Source organism: Streptomyces virginiae, assembly GCF_040638905.1.
Classification (GTDB): domain Bacteria; phylum Actinomycetota; class Actinomycetes; order Streptomycetales; family Streptomycetaceae; genus Streptomyces; species Streptomyces virginiae_B.
The window spans coordinates 31,315-47,440 of record NZ_JBEZYV010000013.1 but is presented as its reverse complement, the minus strand read 5'-3'; the positions used below and the strand labels follow the sequence as shown (position 1 = coordinate 47,440).

The following is a 16,126-nucleotide window of genomic DNA, read 5'->3' as shown; positions in this document are numbered from 1 at the left end:
CAGCGGCGGACGAGGGCGGAGAACGTCGGGATGGGACGAGGACATGACGCTGTGAACCCCCCACGGGCACGGTACGCAGGCGCCCGGGGATGAGCGCGCAGAGGCAAGCTACGGCAACGACAACCCGCCCGTCCACAAAGAAACCGCAGGTCCCCGGTCTGCGGACCTGGTATCGACACCTGCGCGCCGCCTCCTCACGGGGCGTGCGGCTGTTCGCCGGTGGTGTCGACACCCTTGGCGTCGGACCCGGCGGATTCCGCCGGCATCGGCCCGACCACGCATGGACCCGCGGGTTCCGGTGATACGAGCGGAACAGGCGGTCACGAAGGGCCGCCCCTGCCGGAAGGAAGCCGGGCGTGACCGACAACTCCCGTACGGACGTACTCCTCGACCCCCGACACGATGCGCCGCTCGACGGACCGTGCCGCTCCGGGGAACGGGAGGTCTTCGAGCGGGGCGCGAACGAGCGGGCCGAGGCCGCCCGGGAGCGCGAAGAGGCCGCCAAGGCCGTCTGCCAACGCTGCCCGGTTCGCCTCCCGTGCCGCCGCCACGCCCTCGCCGACCGGGTCCTGCACGGTGTGCGCGGCGGCCTCACCCCGGACGAGCGCCACCTCCTGTTGGCCCACACCCAGTGATCTGGTTCGGAGATGCGTGAGCAGTAGCGGCAGATGCGGTCGAGGGTCTGGTCGGCGGTCTGGGTCCATTCGAAGGGCCGGGCCTCGTCGTTCCAGACCTTGATCCAGTTCTCGAGGGCGGCCTTGAGGTCGTCGAGGGAACAGAACACGCCGCGCTCCAGGCAACGCCGTTCAGGTTCGGCGAACCATCGCTCGACCTGACGAACGAGACAGCGGCCGTCGCCGATCCTCCTTGCCGGCACCGAGGGCACGCGGGGTCGGGACCCGCTCGACGGCCGCCCGCACCCGATCCGGATCCGGGAACCGGTACGGACCCGACGAGCGGACTCCGCTGCCCCAGCAGCACCTGCACCTCGCAACGTTCGACCCGAACGCCCGCCGCGCCATATGCGGACCCACCCTCCGTGACAGCCCTGCCCGCGCCCCGAGCCGGCCGAACAGCTCACCCATCGCCTCCGGCGACACCGGCTCCTCCGGCGCCCGGAACAGGTTCGCCAAGAGAAGTCGCTGCCGCCGGCGCCGAGCAGCCGGTGCCGCTGCTCGTAGTACAAGGACCGCATGGGCGCCCGGCTTGCAGAGGCCCGCGCTGGACGTGGCGGCCCGACCGCCTTCGGCTGGCTGGTCGAGATCATTGAAGAGGAACTTCCGGGGGGCCTGCGTCTTCGTCAGCCGGGCGAGGCGGTCACCGATCCGGCAGACGGGGTCCATGGTGTTGAGCAGGTCGAGCAGTCGAGTGTCGCGGATCATGCGGGGTGGGAAGCCGCAGGCGTCGAGGGCGTGACTGACACAGGCCGTGGACGCCGGCCCACGGCTGGACTTCGTCTGCCGGCTGACCATCACACGCGGGTTGCCCGTCCGCTGGTCTTCGCGGTGGGCCAGGCAGCGTTCCCCTGCCGCCCACGACAGCGGATGCCCACCTGCTGCGAGCCGGGACAGACAAGTTCGAGCCAACGAACCTCGCACTTTCGGGCTCTCTTCCGTCCGACACGTTGCGTTAACCGCGCAAACAACTTTGCCGCGTTAACGTGTTTCTTGACCAACCGTTGACTGGTTCTTGGTGAGTGCAACAGATGTCTTTTTCAGCTGGAGGGGTCGATGTTGCGAGGTGCGACAGCCGGAACTGCGGTCGCGGTCCCCGCCGCCGCCCTGCTCGCCGCCTGGTGCCGACAAGTGCCGCGGTGTTCGCACACGCGCACGGATCCCGATGTGCCACCGCCGGAGCCCAGTCCGGAATCCAGTCATCGGGGTAGGTGCCGCGCGCCCTCACCGGTCACGGCGAACCGCTGCCTCGACGGGCCGTCAGGCCCTCGCGCAGACCCGCCACGTCCCGGCGGCGCTCCAGGTCTTCCGCTGCTGACAGCGAAGCAGCGCCTGCCTCTGTCCTGCCCGTCCGACGCGCTGCCATGGCGCGCCAGGAGGAATGACCACGCATGCAGCCCCTCATCGACAACGCCCGCACATTCGGACAGCGCCCTGAGGAGTTCGCCAAGCTCGCCGAAGGCCAGTCACCAGAGGTCCTGTTCATCACCTGTTCCGACTCCCGGGTCGTACCGGCCCTGATCACCGGCGCTGCCCCCGGTCAGCTCTTCGAGCTGCGTACCGCGGGCAACATCGTCCCGCCGTACGCCTCCGAGCGGCCCACCTCCGAGGCCGCCACCATCGAGTACGCCGTGGAAGTGCTCGGCGTCCAGGACATCGTCGTCTGTGGCCACTCGCACTGCGGGGCCGTCGGCGCGCTGGTCCGCGGCGACGACCTCGACCCGGTCCCGGCCGTGCGGGACTGGCTCGCGTACGCCGCGAGCCGGCCGGTGTCGGCCGACCCGGACGACCCGGCGGTCGCCGAGTCCGTGCAGCACCACGTTCTCGCCCAACTTCTGCGTCTGCGTTCCTACCCCTGCGTGGAGAAGGGGCTGGCCGAGGGGCTTTTGCGGGTACGCGGCTGGTACTACGAGGTGCACACCGGGGCCGTGCTCGAACACCGCGCGGGAACCGACACCTTCGAGGCTCTGTGAGCGGCACCGTGAACGCTGTGATCAGGTCTCCCCATCTCAGGCGTGACTTCGCCGCCTCCCTCGTCGTCTTCCTTGTCGCGCTGCCGCTGTGCGTCGGCGTGGCCGTCGCCTCCGGCGTCCCGGCGGAACTCGGCCTGGTCACCGGCATCGTGGGCGGCATCGTCGCGGGGCTGATGCCCGGCAGCAGCCTGCAGGTGTCCGGGCCGGCCGCGGGTCTGACCGTGCTCGTCTTCGAGGCAGTCCGCCAGTTCGGGCTGGCCGCGCTCGGTGTGATCGTGTTGGCCGCCGGGCTCCTCCAGCTCCTCATGGGCGCGCTCCGGCTGGGCCGCTGGTTCCGGGCCATCTCGGTGTCGGTGGTCGAGGGCATGCTGGCCGGCATCGGGCTCGTGATCATCGCGGGCCAGCTGTACGCGGCGGCGGGCCTGAAGGCGCCGGCGTCCGGCATCGACAAGATCGCGGGGCTGCCGGAGGCGCTCGTCCGTGCGGTCGGCAGCACCGAGGCCCTGGCCTCGCTCGGAGTGGGCGCGGCCACCATCGCGGTGATGGTGCTGTGGAAGCGCATGCCGAAACGGGCCCGGGCGGTGCCGGGCGCGCTCGCGGCGGTGCTGCTTGCCACGCTGGCCTCGCTGGCGTTCGGGCTGCCGGTCGCCACGGTGGAAGTGCACGGGCTGCTCGGCGCGATCCAACCGCCGGGGGCCGACGCCTTCGGTCAGCTGGCCCAACCCGCGGTCCTCGGCACCGTCCTGGCGTTCACGTTGATCGCCTCCGCCGAAAGCCTCTTCAGCGCAGCAGCCGTGGACCGGCTGCACGACGGGCCGCGCACCGAGTATGACAAGGAGCTCATGGCGCAGGGCGCCGGCAACACCGTGTGCGGGCTGCTCGGCGCGCTGCCGATGACCGCCGTGATCGTGCGCAGCTCGGCCAACGTCCAGGCGGGCGCGAAGACAAAGGCCTCCCGGGTGCTGCACGGCGTGTGGCTGCTGCTGTTCGCGGCGCTCCTGCCGTCCGTCCTGGAGCTGATCCCGCTGCCCGCACTCGCCGGCATCCTCGTGCACGCGGGTTGGAAGCTGATTCCGTTCCGGCAGGTAGTGCTGCTGTGGACGGCGTACCGCGGTGAAGCGCTGATCCTGGTGGTCACGGCCGTGGCGATCGTCGCCGTCAACATGTTCGAGGGCGTGCTGATCGGTCTGGCCCTGTCGGTCGCCAAGACCGCCTGGCAGGCCTCGCACGTCAAGCTGGAGGTGATCGACAAGGGCGCCGGCCCGGTCCGCGTGTATCTGGTGGGCAACGCGACGTTCCTGCGGCTGCCGAAGATCCTCGACAGTCTCGAGGCCCTGCCGCAGGACCGCCCCGTGGAGCTGGACCTCTCGGGGCTGCACCACGTCGACCACGCCTGCCGCACGGCCCTGGAGAACTGGGCCGAGCGGCACAGCGCGGCAGACACGGAGCCGGTGCGGGTCACCGCGCCGTAGGCGCACCCTGTGTGGGCCGCGGCGCCGCAACGCACGCCGTCCCCCGCCGCGATCCCGCCGTGGTCGGGGAGGCCCGCAGCAGCGTCGCCCGGCCGGCATCGCGCTGGTCGTCCTCAGTCAAGCGGGCCGGCCTCACCGCGCAGTCCCTCCAGGTGTCCCGGGCCGTGCCTGGGACTCCGCCATCCCTCGCAGGGCGTCTCGGTATCCGGAGGCTGCCGGGGGAGTCGGGCCAAGCGCACTGCGCTCTCCCGGCCTCCGGCGCGCTCCCGCATCCACGCCAGCATGGCGTAGGCCGAGGGGTCATCGGCCTCGGAGCCCACAACCGGATCACTAAGCCGTTTCGCCACAGTCCCATCCGGTCGGCCCACGGGCGGCGTCGCTGCTGTGACGACGCTCCCTGGGCCGGCCACGGGTACACGGTCAAGGCCCCACCGGGCGCGGCCATACGATTGGCCGATGATCAGACGGCTGCCTCCGCCTTCCCGCTCCGTGTGCTTCGACGTGCCCGACGGGCACGGCGTCATCGAGGTGATCGGCGACGAAAGCGGCAGCCTGCTCCTGCTCGCGGGCGATCCGGCGGTCCTGGAGGCCAACGACGGCTGCGGCAGCCTGGGTCGGCTGGCGGCCCGCGCGGGCACGGGCGGGCCCGGGCTGTCGGAGGTCAAGTACCTCACCGAGTGGCTCGGCGCCCCCGGCCTCGTGCCCGATCCGCGGAACGGTCACGCCGAGCCACCGGATCCGCAATGTCTGCGCCCGCTGCTGTCACTCCTCGCCCCGGGGCGGTACGTGATGACGGCCGCGCTCGCTCCGCACCACCTACGAGTGGTCCATCCGCGTGCCCGCCGGGTCCAGAGCTGGTACGCCGACGAGGAACTTGCCCTGGTGACCACCGACGCTTGGCCGCCCCGCGACCACAGGGCGGTGCGCGGCTACAGCGACCGCATCCGTGCCGGCGGCGGCCTTCCGGCCCTGGTCGCGCTGTTCCCCACCGCCGAAAGCTCCGTCGGCCATCTCCTCGACGGGCACCACAAGCTCGCCGCGTACGAGCGCGCGGGAGCCCGTCCCCTGGTCATCGGGCTGGCCCCGCAGGAGCCCCGCCCCTTCCGGCGCGACGACGTCGACCGCGCCCGGGCGGCATTCTCCGAAGGCGCGCCCCGACCGCAGCGCGACGTGCTGGGCGGGGTCTTCTCCTCCCTGCGGACGGAGTAGGTCTGAGGCTCAGCCCTGGACGGCCGCACCGTGTGGGTCCGCCGGCCGGACGCTCGGCGATCCTGCTGGCCCGCCGCGGTGTTCGCGTCGCACTCCTGGAACGGCGCTCGGACCCCGAGGCGTACAAGGTGCTGTGCACCCACTCCATCACGGCCAACGCCTACCCCGTGCTGGACGAACTCGGCCTCGTCCCCGCCATCGAGAAGGCCGGAGCCGTCCGCAACGAGGTCCGCTGGTACACCCGTTGGGGCTGGATCGAGCCGAGGGCCGCGCCGGGCGGCCCCGCGCTGCCGTACGCGTACAACATCCGGCGCAGCACCCTCGATCCGATGATCAGCTCCCTCGCCGGACGGACGCCGGGCGTCGATCTGCTCCTCGGCCACCAGGTGGCCGGGCTGGTCCGCGCAGCCGGGCGGACCGTCGGCGTGCGCGCGTCGACACCGCGGGGCGAGCGCGAGATCAGGGCCCGTCTGGTGGTCGGCGCCGACGGCGGGGATTCGGCCGTGGCGAAGTACGCCGGGGTGCCCGGCCGGCAGTACGAGAACGGGCGGTTCGGCTATTTCGCGCACTTCCGCGACCTCCCGCTGCAGGGAGGACTCGGCCACACGTGGTTCCTCGACCCCGACATGGCCTACGCGTTCCCGAACGGGGACGGGGTGACGGTGATCGCGGTGCTCCCCGGCAAGAAGTGGCTCCCGGCCTTCCGGGAAGACCTGGAGGGCAGCTTCTCGGCGTTCGTCCGCGCCCTGCCCGAGGCGCCGCCCATCGACTCCGCCGAGCGCATCACGAAGATCACAGGCACCGTCAACTACCCGTTGCACAGCCGCAAGCCGACGGCACCCGGCGTCGCACTCGTGGGCGATGCCGCCTTGACCGGCGACCCCTTGTGGGGTGTGGGATGCGGGTGGGCCCTGGAGTCCGCGCAATGGCTGGCAGAGGCCGTCGCCCCCGCCGCAACCGGCCGAGGCGACCTCGACGGGTCCCTCACGGCGTACGAACGCAGACACCGGCGCGCGCTGCGGGGGCACCAGTACCTGGCGGCCGACTTCGCCAAGGCCCGCCCGTTCAACCCCGTGGAGCGGCTGATGTTCTCGGCGGCGGCGCGTGACGCATCGCTCGCGCGGCACATGCACCTTTTCGGATCCCGCCTGATCGGTCCGCTGAGATTCCTGAACCCCATGGCCGTGGCCAAGGCCTCGGCCGTCAACATCAAGCACCGTCGCGCGGCCGCACGACCGCCCGCACACCTGTCACGTACGCAGTCCTGACCGCGCTCCGCGCCCGTTCCGCCGCCGCCCGTTGCCGCTCCGCCGCTGCTCCGCTGCTCCGCCGCCGCCCGTTCCCGCTCCGCCCAGGCCCGCGCCCCCGGCCCGGGCGGGCCGCTGCAGTCGGAGGCCCGCCCGTCGTCACGCCCCGACCTGCGGTTCCCGGGCGGCCCGGCACGCCCATCGGTGTCCGAATTATTCGCATATGCCCCAACTCCTTGCGGTGCGACGGAGAGTGACTCCCGTCACTTCCAGTGACGGATGGGACATGTCTTGCGTGGACCGGGGCAAGCGCGCCCGAGCACCACCACCGCGGGTACACCGCGGTGCCCGAATCGGAGGTACAGCGCGTCGTGTCCGAGCAGACGACCATCCACATCGCCGGGACCTGGCGTTCCGCGATATCAGGAGCCACGCGAGAGATCCTCGACCCGGCGGACGCCACGGTCCTCGCCGTGGTCGCAGAGGGCGGCACCGCGGACACCGACGCGGCCGTCAGCGCCGCCCGCGCGGCCTTCGACGGCGGGCAGTGGCCGCAGACCCCTGTGCTGGAGCGGGCCGCACTGCTGCGCCGCGCCGCCGTCCTGCTGCACCGCGACCGCGAACGCCTCGCGCTGCTGGAGAGCCGCGACGCGGGCAAGACGCTGGAAGAGGGCCGCGTGGACGTGGACTGCGTCGCCGACGCCTTCCTCTACTTCGCCGACCTCGTCTCCGGCGAGAGCGCGGGCCGCGTGATCGATGCCGGCACCCCCGACGTCCACAGCGTCGTCGTCCACGAACCGGTCGGGGTCTGCGCCCTGATCACACCCTGGAACTACCCGCTCCTGCAGGCCTCCTGGAAGATCGCCCCCGCCCTCGCCGCCGGCAACACCTTCGTGATCAAGCCCAGCGAGATCACCCCGCTGTCCACGGCCGCCCTCATCGGTCTGCTGGTGGAGGCCGGTCTCCCGCCCGGCGTGGCGAACCTGGTCACCGGTGCCGGCGACCCCGTCGGCGCGCGCCTCGCCGCCCACCCCGACGTCGACCTCGTCTCCTTCACCGGCGGTCTCACCAGCGGTACGAAGGTGATGCGCGCGGCCGCCGACTCCGTCAAGAAGGTCGCCCTCGAACTCGGCGGCAAGAACCCCAACGTCGTCTTCGCCGACGCCTGCGCCACCCCGGAAGGCTTCGACACCGCCGTCGACCAGGCGCTCAACGCCGCCTTCATGCACAGCGGCCAGGTCTGCTCCGCGGGCTCCCGGCTCATCGTCGAGGAGAGCGCCGCCGAGCGCTTCGTCGCCGAACTCGCCCGCCGGGCGGACCGGATCCGCCTCGGTCGCGGCACCGACCCGGGCGTGGAGTGCGGGCCGCTGGTGTCCGCCGCGCAGCGCGAACGCACCGAGGAGTACGTGGCCTCCGCCCTCGCCGAAGGAGCCGTACTGCGCTCCGGCGGCGCACGGCCCGACGGACCCGGCTACTTCTACCGCCCGACCGTGCTGGACGGCTGCCACCGGGGGATGCGCGTCGTCCGGGAAGAGGTCTTCGGGCCCGTCCTGACCGTCGAGACCTTCCGCACCGAGGCCGAGGCCGTCGCCCTCGCCAACGACACCGAGTACGGCCTCGCCGGCGCCGTGTGGACCTCCGACGCCGGACGCGGCCGCCGCGTGGCGGGCCGGCTGCGCCACGGCACCGTCTGGATCAACGACTTCCACCCCTACCTCCCGCAAGCGGAGTGGGGCGGCTTCGGCAAGTCCGGCACCGGGCGCGAACTCGGCCCGTCGGGCCTGGCCGAGTACCGCGAGACCAAGCACGTGTACCAGAACCTCGCCCCGCGCCCCGTGCGCTGGTTCGCGGGCTGAAGGAGGAGCAGAGCATGACCACCCCCACGCACATCCCCACGCCCGCGGACCCACACGAGTCGGTACACGAAGACGAGTCCGCGCACGAGCCCGAGGCCGTGCACGAGTACCGGTACGACTACGTCGTCGTCGGCGGCGGCACCGCCGGCTCGGTGATCGCCTCCCGCCTGACCGAGGACCCGGACGTCACCGTCGCCGTCATCGAGGGCGGCCCCAGCGACGTCGACCGCCCCGACGTGCTCACCCTGCGCCGCTGGATGGGCCTGCTCGGCGGTGAACTCGACTACGACTACCCCACCACCGAGCAGCCCCGCGGCAATTCGCACATCCGCCACAGCCGCGCCCGCGTCCTCGGCGGCTGCTCCTCGCACAACACCCTGATCTCCTTCAAGCCGTTGCCCTCCGACTGGGACGAGTGGGAGGCGGCGGGGGCCGAGGGCTGGCACGCGGCCGCCATGGAGCCGTATTTCGACAAGCTCCTCAACAACATCGTCCCGGTGGCCGAGAAGGACCGCAACGCCATCGCGCGCGACTTCGTCGACGCCGCGCAGAACGCCCTGGGCGTCCCGCGCGTCGAGGGCTTCAACCGCAAGCCCTTCCACGAGGGCGCCGGCTTCTTCGACCTCGCCTACCACCCCGAGGACAACAAACGCTCCTCCGCGTCGGTGGCCTACCTCCACCCCGTCATGGACGAACGCCCCAACCTCCGGATCCTCCTGGAGACATGGGCCCACCGCCTCGAACTCGACGGCACCCGGGCGCGCGGAGTCCGCGTACGCGCCGCGGACGGCACGGAGTCCCTCCTCACCGCACGCCGCGAGGTGATCGTGTGCGCCGGCGCCGTGGACACCCCGCGGCTCCTGCTGCACTCGGGCATCGGCCCGCGCGCGGACCTGGAAGCCCTCGGCATCCCGCCGGTGCACGACCTGCCCGGCGTCGGGGAGAACCTGCTCGACCACCCCGAGTCGGTGATCGTCTGGGAGACCGACGGCCCGATACCTGAGAACTCCGCGATGGACAGCGACGCGGGCCTCTTCGTCCGGCGCGACCCCGAATCCGCGGGGCCCGACCTGATGTTCCACTTCTACCAGGTCCCCTTCACCGACAATCCCGAGCGCCTCGGCTACGAACGCCCCGCGCACGGAGTGTCGATGACCCCCAACATCCCCAAGCCGCGCAGCCGCGGCCGCCTCTACCTGACCAGTGCCGACCCCGAGGTCAAGCCGGCCCTGGACTTCCGCTACTTCACGGACGAGGACGACTACGACGGCCGGACCCTGGTGGACGGAATCAAGCTCGCCCGCAAGATCGCCGCGACCGAGCCGCTCGCCGGCTGGCTCGGGCGCGAGGTCTGTCCCGGCCCGGAGATCACCGGCGACGAGGAGCTGAGCGCCTACGCCCGTTCCGTCGCGCACACCGTCTACCACCCGGCCGGCACCTGCCGGATGGGCGCCGCCGACGACCCCGGGGCCGTCGTCGGCCCGGACCTGAAGATCCGCGGACTCGAAGGCATACGCATCGCCGACGCTTCCGTCTTCCCGACGATCCCCGCCGTCAACCCGATGATCGGAGTGCTCATGGTCGGCGAAAAGGCAGCCGAACTCCTCACCCGGGACGGTGCTGCCCGATGAACACCACCACCCCCGCCGCCGCCCCTGCGCCCGCCGATCCCGCCGCGACGTCCGTCTTCTCCGTGGACGGCCTCTGGAAGGTCTTCGGCCCCGACAAGGCCGCCGCGAAGGTCCCCGGCTCCGCCGACGCCGACCTGTCCGCCGCCGAACTGCGCGAGCGAACCGGCTGCACCGCGGCCGTCCGCGACGTCACCTTCGACGTCCGCAAGGGTGAGGTCTTCGTCGTGATGGGTCTCTCGGGATCCGGCAAGTCCACCCTCGTACGCTGCCTCACCCGGCTGATCGAGCCGACCGCCGGAAGCCTGGCCATCGACGGCGAGGACGTCCTGGCCATGGACGCCACCCGGCTGCGCGCCCTGCGCCGCCACCGGGCCGCGATGGTCTTCCAGCACTTCGGCCTGCTCCCGCACCGCACCGTCCTCGACAACGTTGCGTACGGACTGGAGATCCAGGGCGTCGGCCGCGGCGACCGCCGGGACAAGGCCGCCGAACTCGTCGCCAAGGTCGGCCTGGACGGACTGGAGCACCGGCGCCCCGGCCAGCTCTCGGGCGGCCAGCAGCAGCGCGTCGGCCTGGCCCGCGCCCTCGCCGCCGACCCCGAAGTGCTCCTGTTCGACGAGCCGTTCAGTGCGCTCGACCCCCTCATCCGGCGCGAGATGCAGGAGGAGGTCGCCAGGCTCCACCACGAGGAGGGCCGCACCATGGTCTTCATCACCCACGACCTGGCCGAGGCCCTGCGCCTGGGGGACCGGATCGCGCTGATGCGCGACGGCCGCATCGTCCAGCTGGGCACGCCCGAGGAGATCGTCGGGTCCCCGGCCGACGACTACGTACGGGACTTCGTCCGCGACGTCCCGCGCGAACAGGTGCTCACCGTCCGCACCGCGATGCGCCCCGCCACCGCCGGCGAGGCCGAACAGGGTCCCGCGCTGGCCCCCGCCACCACCGTCGTCGAGGCCATCCAGGCCGTCGCCGTCAGCGGCGGACCGGCCCGCGTCGTCGACGGCGGCCGCTGCCTGGGCGTCGTCGACGACGCCGGGCTCCTCGCCGTGGTCGCCGGGCTCCCGGCTCCCACCGGACGGGGGGTGGCGGCGTGACCTGCCCCGCCCGTCCCGCGGTCCCCGTCCCCGTCCCTCACACACGGAGGTGGTGCGCATGACCGCGACTGCGGCCCACACGACAACGCACACCCCGGCCCGCGTTCCGGGCTCCCGCGCCACCGCCCCCGAGGGAGCCCCGCAGGCCACCGACCGGCCCGGCGGCCCGGGGCCCTCCCACACCGCGCCCGCTGCTCAGGACCGCCCCCGCAGAGGCCTGCGCGGCCTGGCCGCGGGCCGCGCGTTCCTCCTCCCCATGGGCGTCGCCGTCGCCCTGCTGATCCCCCTCGCCATGGCCTTCCCGGCCGCGGGCAGCTGGCCCGCGGCACTCGCCGTGGACCTTTCCGGCCCGCTCGGCCGCGCCGGCGAGTGGATCATCGACCACCGTGACAGCCACCCCCTGTTCCTCTACTTCTTCGGCCATGTCAGCAACGCCGTCGTGGTGTCCGTCCGCGCCGTGTACGTGCTCCTCCTCGCCGCCGGCTGGACCGGAGTCACCGCCCTGGCCGCCCTGGTCGCCTGGCGCCTCGCCGGCATCCGGCTCGCCGCGACCTGCGCCGCCGCCTTCGCGGCCTGCGGACTGCTCGGCATGTGGGTGCCGACCATGCAGACCCTCGCGCTGATGGTCGTCGCCGTGGCCGCCTCCGTCGTACTCGGCACCCTGCTGGGCCTCGCCGCGGGGCTGTCCCCGCGCGCCGACCGCGTACTGCGCCCCGTACTCGACACCATGCAGATCCTGCCTGCCTTCGCCTACCTGCTGCCGATGGTCCTGGTCTTCGGCATCGGCGTGCCCGCCGCCGTCCTCGCCACCGTGGTATACGCCGCCCCGCCCATGGCCCGCCTCACCGCCCTCGGCCTGCGCGAGGCCGACGCGGGCGTCATGGAAGCCGCCGCCTCGCTCGGCGCCACCGGCCGCCAGCGGCTGCTCACCGCCCGGCTTCCGCTCGCGCGCCGCCAGCTCCTGCTCGGCGTCAACCAGGCCATCATGACCGGCCTGTCCATGGCCGTCATCGCCTCCGTGATCGGCGCGGGCGGCCTGGGCGACCGCGTCTACCAGGCCCTCGCCTCCGTGGACGTCGGCGCCGCCCTCGCCGCCGGCATCCCGATCGTGCTGCTGGCCGTGGTGCTGGACCGCACCGCCGACGCCGCGGGCCGGCGGCTCGGCGCCGACCCCGTACCCCTCGGCGAACAGCACCTGCTGCGGCGGGTGTTCTCCGGCTGGTACGGACGCCTGCTCACCCTCCTCGCAGCGGTGGCCGTCGCCGTCGTCGGCCGGATGGCCGGCACCTCCGTATGGCCGGAGTCCTGGACCGTCTCCGTGGCCGATCCGGTGAACTCCGCCGTCGCCTGGATGACCGACCACCTCTACTCCGGCGTACCCGTCGTCGGCGGCACCGCCGACTGGGCCGCCCGCTTCACCGGCTGGATCCTCGACCCGCTGCGCGGCGGGCTCCAGGCCACCCCCTGGTGGCTGCTCCTGCTCGTGGCCTGCGCGCTCGCCCTGCTCGCCGGCACCTGGCGCACCGCCCTCACCGCGGTCCTCGCCCTCGGCGCCGTCGGGGTGCTCGGAGTGTGGGAAGCCTCCCTGGACACCCTGTCCCAGGTCCTGGCCGCCGTGGCGGTCACGCTCGTACTCGGCTTCGCGATCGCCGTGGGAGCCGCCCGCAGCGCCCGGGCCGAGCGGATGCTGAGGCCCGTCCTCGACATCTGCCAGACCCTGCCGCAGTTCGTCTACCTCATCCCCGTCGTCGCGCTGTTCGGCGTCGGCCGCGCCCCGGCCGCCGCGGCCGCGGTCGTGTACGCGCTGCCCGCCGTCGTCCGGATCACCGTCCAGGGCCTGCGCGAGGTGGACCCGGCCGTCGTGGAATCCGCCCGCTCGCTCGGCGCGACCCGCGCACAGCTGCTGCGCCAGGTCCAGCTGCCGCTCGCCCGGCCCGCCCTGCTGCTGGCCGTCAACCAGGCCGTGGTCCTGGTCCTCGCCGTCGTCATCATCGGCGGCCTCGTCGGCGGCGGCGCACTCGGCTACGACGTCGTCCTCGGCCTCGCGCAGGGCGACCTCGCCACCGGCCTGGTGGCCGGCGCCGCGATCGTCTGCCTCGGCCTGCTCCTCGACCGTGTCACCCAGCCCGCGAAGGAGGCCTGACATGCGCGGCACGAACCACCGGCGCACCCTGCGCCGCCCGCGCGGCGCGGCCGTCCTCGCCGCCGCCACCGGACTCGCCGTCCTCACCGGCTGCGGGGCCGCCGACATGACCCGCCAGTCCTCCCCGTACGCCGCGGCCGAGGGCGCGAAGACCGTCACCCTCTCCGTCCAGTCGTGGGTCGGCGCCCAGGCGAACACCGCCGTCGCCTCCTATCTGCTCGAACACGAGCTGGGCTACCGCGTGGACACCGTCCAGGTCGACGAGGTGCCCGCGTGGGACGCCCTCAGCCAGGGGCGCGTCGACGCGATCCTGGAGGACTGGGGACACCCCGAACAGGAGAAGCGGTACGTCGAGGGCAAGAAGACCATCACCCGCGGCGGAGACCTGGGGTTGACGGGCCACATCGGCTGGTTCGTCCCCACGTACTTCGCGGAGGCGCATCCCGACGTCACCGACTGGAAGAACCTCGACAAGTACGCCGACCGGCTGCGCACACCGGAGAGCCGCGGCAAGGGCCAGCTGATGGACGGCTCCCCGTCCTACATCACGAACGACAAGGCGCTGGTGAAGAACCTGGGCCTGGACTACGAAGTGGTCTTCGCCGGCTCCGAGGCCGCCCAGATCACCCAGATCAAGCAGTTCGCCAAGGAGAAGAAACCGTTCCTGACGTACTGGTACGAGCCGCAGTGGCTCTTCGAGCGCGTCCCGATGACCGAGGTGAAGCTGCCGGAGTACACCGAGGGCTGCGCGGACGACCCGGAGAAGGTGGCCTGCGCCTACCCGCACACACCGCTGCAGAAGTACCTCAACACGCGCTTCGCCCGGTCGGGCGGAGATGCGGCCGAGTTCCTGAAGAAGTTCCACTGGACGAAGGCCCAGCAGAACGAGGTCTCCCTGATGATCGCCGAGGAGAAGCTGTCCCCGGAGCAGGCGGCGAAGAAGTGGGTGGAACGCAACGAGCCCGTCTGGAAGCCCTGGCTGACCTGACGGCCGCCCACCGCGTGCCCTCCCCTGCGGGGGAGGGCACGCCGGGCGGTGCGAGGCTGTCCCCCTGAACGCTGAGGGGGAGCCACGGCAGACGTCGGCGGCTGGATCCGCGGCGCCCTGACGGCCGAGCTGCGCCTGCGGGCCGACACACTGCCGGCCGCGTACGTGGTGAGCTGAGCGCTCCGCTCCGCTGCTGAGCGCTCTGCTCCGCTGGTGCCCGCCGCAGGCGGGTCGGCTGCGCCAATCCGGCATCGTCTCGTGGGCCCGGGCCCGTGGGCGCACGGGTGAGGGGCGGGGGCGGCGTACGGTCGGGTGACCGGCCGGGTCGCGTCGCCGGCCGGGCCGGTCTTCCCGATGCCATGACCGGAACAGGAGCGGCCGTTGCTTCTCTACGCCCAGACCCCCGCGCGGCGGAACCGCCAGATGCTCGCGGATTTGACCGCGGTGCTCCTGATCGCCGCCGCGGTGGCGTTCGCCCTGGCCGTCCACGACGCGATCATGCAGTTGGCCGAGCCCGGGCGGAAGGTGGAGAGTTCCGGCGACAGCCTGGCCGCCGCCCTCGTCGACGCAGGGGAGACGGCCTCACGGGTACCGCTCGTCGGCGACCTCCTGAAGACGCCGTTCCGGTCCGCGGCCGACGCCGGGACCGGGCTCGCCGACGCCGGACAGTCGCTCCAGGACACCGTCGGCCAGGTGGCCTTCCTGGTCACGCTCGCACTGATCGTCGTCCCCGTGGCCTGCGTGCTCCTGCTGTGGCTGTCCCTCCGCCTGCGCTGGATCCGTCGCAGCGCCGCCATCCGGAGCCTGCTCACCACTCCCGGCGGCGCCGACCTGCTCGCCCTGCGCGCCCTCACCGGCCCCCCGGGCGACCTCTGCGCGATCCCCGCCCCGCCCGGCGGCCTCGCGGACGCCTGGCGCCGCGGCGACCCGCAGGCCATCTCCGCCCTGTCCGAGATCGCCCTCGGGCGAGCCGGCCTGCGGCCCTGACGGCCGGAGCCGGCCCGGCCGCCCCCACATCGGTCGGCGGCGCCGGCGGAGGTCTGGAAGGATCAAGGGCCTACGGTGCCCTTGATCGCTGTGATGAGGAGGATCTGATGAGCGTGGCCGACGGGGGGCGGCAGTGGCCGGACGAGGTAAGCGTCGAGAACGCGAGGGCGACACTGCTGCAGCTCCTTGCGCGGGCGGGGGTCCCGTCCGATGATGCGCGGCAACTGATCGGGCTCCTGGAAGCGGGCGCCCTGGCCCTCGCACACGAGGAGCTGAGCGCCGCCCGCCGGGCGCCGGGGGAGGAGGGGGCCGGCGCCCGGGACGTACTGGAGCAGCTCGGCGCCGTCGCCGAGCGGACCCTGGTACGGGCCGTCGGCGTGGAAGGCGAGCAGGGCCAGGCGGGGGAGCGGCCCCGCGCCAGGCGCATGGAGGTGGAGCGGGCACGGGTGGCGGTCACGCCCCTGTTCCTGTCGTTCACCGCGGCGTCGGAGCTGGATCCGGAGGTGACGGACGAGGTCCTCGCCGCCGTCCTCGGCACCATGAGCCCCCGGCAGCGGGCCGGATACGCCGGGCGGCTGACGGGGTTCGCCGCGGACCACCGGGCCCGGCTGGAGCGGATGTTCGCCGGGTACGGCCCGGACAGTGCCATCACGATGCACGGCCGCTATTCGCTCCTGCACTCCGCCACGAGCATCGCCGTGCTGGAGCGGCTCGCCGCCGCACCGCGGGAGCTGCGCGAGGAGTGGGACGCCGTGGAGCTGCCGCCCGCGTGGCTGGACGGGCTCACCACCGCCTGGAACGCTTCCGCCTGACCGTCCTCGGCCCAGTCGTCGGCCGCCCCGACTGCCG

At 72.9% G+C, this 16,126-nt stretch carries 12 protein-coding genes; all 12 read left to right on the top strand.

Features of this window, described 5'->3' with window-relative positions:
- The first annotated feature begins 356 nt into the window (after nt 1–356).
- The 12 genes from AB0F82_RS19835 (at nt 357) to AB0F82_RS19780 (ending at nt 16,089) form a co-directional block, all read left to right on the top strand.
- A complete protein-coding gene (locus AB0F82_RS19835; protein ID WP_356812639.1) occupies nt 357–635 on the top strand; it encodes a WhiB family transcriptional regulator in 279 nt (92 codons plus the stop codon).
- Between the two features lie 1,430 nt (nt 636–2,065).
- On the top strand, nt 2,066–2,647 hold the full coding sequence (locus AB0F82_RS19830) for a carbonic anhydrase (protein WP_362629313.1): 582 nt from the start codon (nt 2,066–2,068) through the stop codon (nt 2,645–2,647).
- 17 nt (nt 2,648–2,664) lie between these two features.
- Nucleotides 2,665–4,119 (top strand): SulP family inorganic anion transporter, encoded by a 1,455-nt coding sequence (locus AB0F82_RS19825; RefSeq protein WP_362629310.1) that lies wholly within the window; start codon nt 2,665–2,667, stop codon nt 4,117–4,119.
- 456 nt (nt 4,120–4,575) lie between these two features.
- Nucleotides 4,576–5,328 carry a hypothetical protein gene (locus AB0F82_RS19820; protein WP_362629307.1) on the top strand — a complete coding sequence of 251 codons (753 nt, stop codon included), beginning with the start codon at nt 4,576–4,578 and terminating at the stop codon, nt 5,326–5,328.
- Between the two features lie 32 nt (nt 5,329–5,360).
- Nucleotides 5,361–6,596, top strand: coding sequence for an NAD(P)/FAD-dependent oxidoreductase (locus AB0F82_RS19815; protein WP_362629304.1), 1,236 nt, complete (start codon nt 5,361–5,363; stop codon nt 6,594–6,596).
- A gap of 350 nt (nt 6,597–6,946) precedes the next feature.
- Entirely contained in the window at nt 6,947–8,431 is a 1,485-nt protein-coding gene (locus AB0F82_RS19810) for an aldehyde dehydrogenase family protein (RefSeq protein WP_362629301.1), read from the top strand.
- A 14-nt stretch (nt 8,432–8,445) separates the two neighbouring features.
- Nucleotides 8,446–10,062 (top strand): GMC family oxidoreductase, encoded by a 1,617-nt coding sequence (locus AB0F82_RS19805; protein WP_362629298.1) that lies wholly within the window; start codon nt 8,446–8,448, stop codon nt 10,060–10,062.
- Nucleotides 10,059–11,159 (top strand): quaternary amine ABC transporter ATP-binding protein, encoded by a 1,101-nt coding sequence (locus AB0F82_RS19800; protein WP_362629295.1) that lies wholly within the window; start codon nt 10,059–10,061, stop codon nt 11,157–11,159. Before AB0F82_RS19805 ends, AB0F82_RS19800 begins: the two co-directional genes overlap by 4 nt.
- Nucleotides 11,160–11,415: 256 nt before the next feature.
- Nucleotides 11,416–13,302, top strand: a complete 1,887-nt coding sequence (locus AB0F82_RS19795) for an ABC transporter permease subunit (protein ID WP_390074714.1) — start codon at nt 11,416–11,418, stop codon at nt 13,300–13,302.
- 1 nt (nt 13,303) lies between these two features.
- Nucleotides 13,304–14,290 carry an ABC transporter substrate-binding protein gene (locus AB0F82_RS19790; RefSeq protein WP_436842116.1) on the top strand — a complete coding sequence of 329 codons (987 nt, stop codon included), beginning with the start codon at nt 13,304–13,306 and terminating at the stop codon, nt 14,288–14,290.
- 381 nt (nt 14,291–14,671) lie between these two features.
- On the top strand, nt 14,672–15,277 hold the full coding sequence (locus AB0F82_RS19785) for a hypothetical protein (protein ID WP_362629289.1): 606 nt from the start codon (nt 14,672–14,674) through the stop codon (nt 15,275–15,277).
- Between the two features lie 107 nt (nt 15,278–15,384).
- Complete coding sequence (locus AB0F82_RS19780; protein ID WP_362629287.1) at nt 15,385–16,089, top strand: hypothetical protein; 705 nt, start codon at nt 15,385–15,387, stop codon at nt 16,087–16,089.
- The last annotated feature ends 37 nt before the right edge of the window (nt 16,090–16,126 follow it).

Bases quoted from the DNA above. Each gene is read 5' to 3' on its own strand.
- AB0F82_RS19795 (WP_390074714.1), top strand. From the start codon at position 11,416: ATGGGCGTCGCCGTCGCCCTGCTGATCCCCCTCGCCATGGCCTTCCCG.
- AB0F82_RS19800 (WP_362629295.1), top strand. From the start codon at position 10,059: ATGAACACCACCACCCCCGCCGCCGCCCCTGCGCCCGCCGATCCCGCC.
- AB0F82_RS19805 (WP_362629298.1), top strand. From the start codon at position 8,446: ATGACCACCCCCACGCACATCCCCACGCCCGCGGACCCACACGAGTCG.
- AB0F82_RS19790 (WP_436842116.1), top strand. From the start codon at position 13,304: ATGCGCGGCACGAACCACCGGCGCACCCTGCGCCGCCCGCGCGGCGCG.
- AB0F82_RS19780 (WP_362629287.1), top strand. From the start codon at position 15,385: ATGAGCGTGGCCGACGGGGGGCGGCAGTGGCCGGACGAGGTAAGCGTC.
- AB0F82_RS19830 (WP_362629313.1), top strand. From the start codon at position 2,066: ATGCAGCCCCTCATCGACAACGCCCGCACATTCGGACAGCGCCCTGAG.
- AB0F82_RS19820 (WP_362629307.1), top strand. From the start codon at position 4,576: ATGATCAGACGGCTGCCTCCGCCTTCCCGCTCCGTGTGCTTCGACGTG.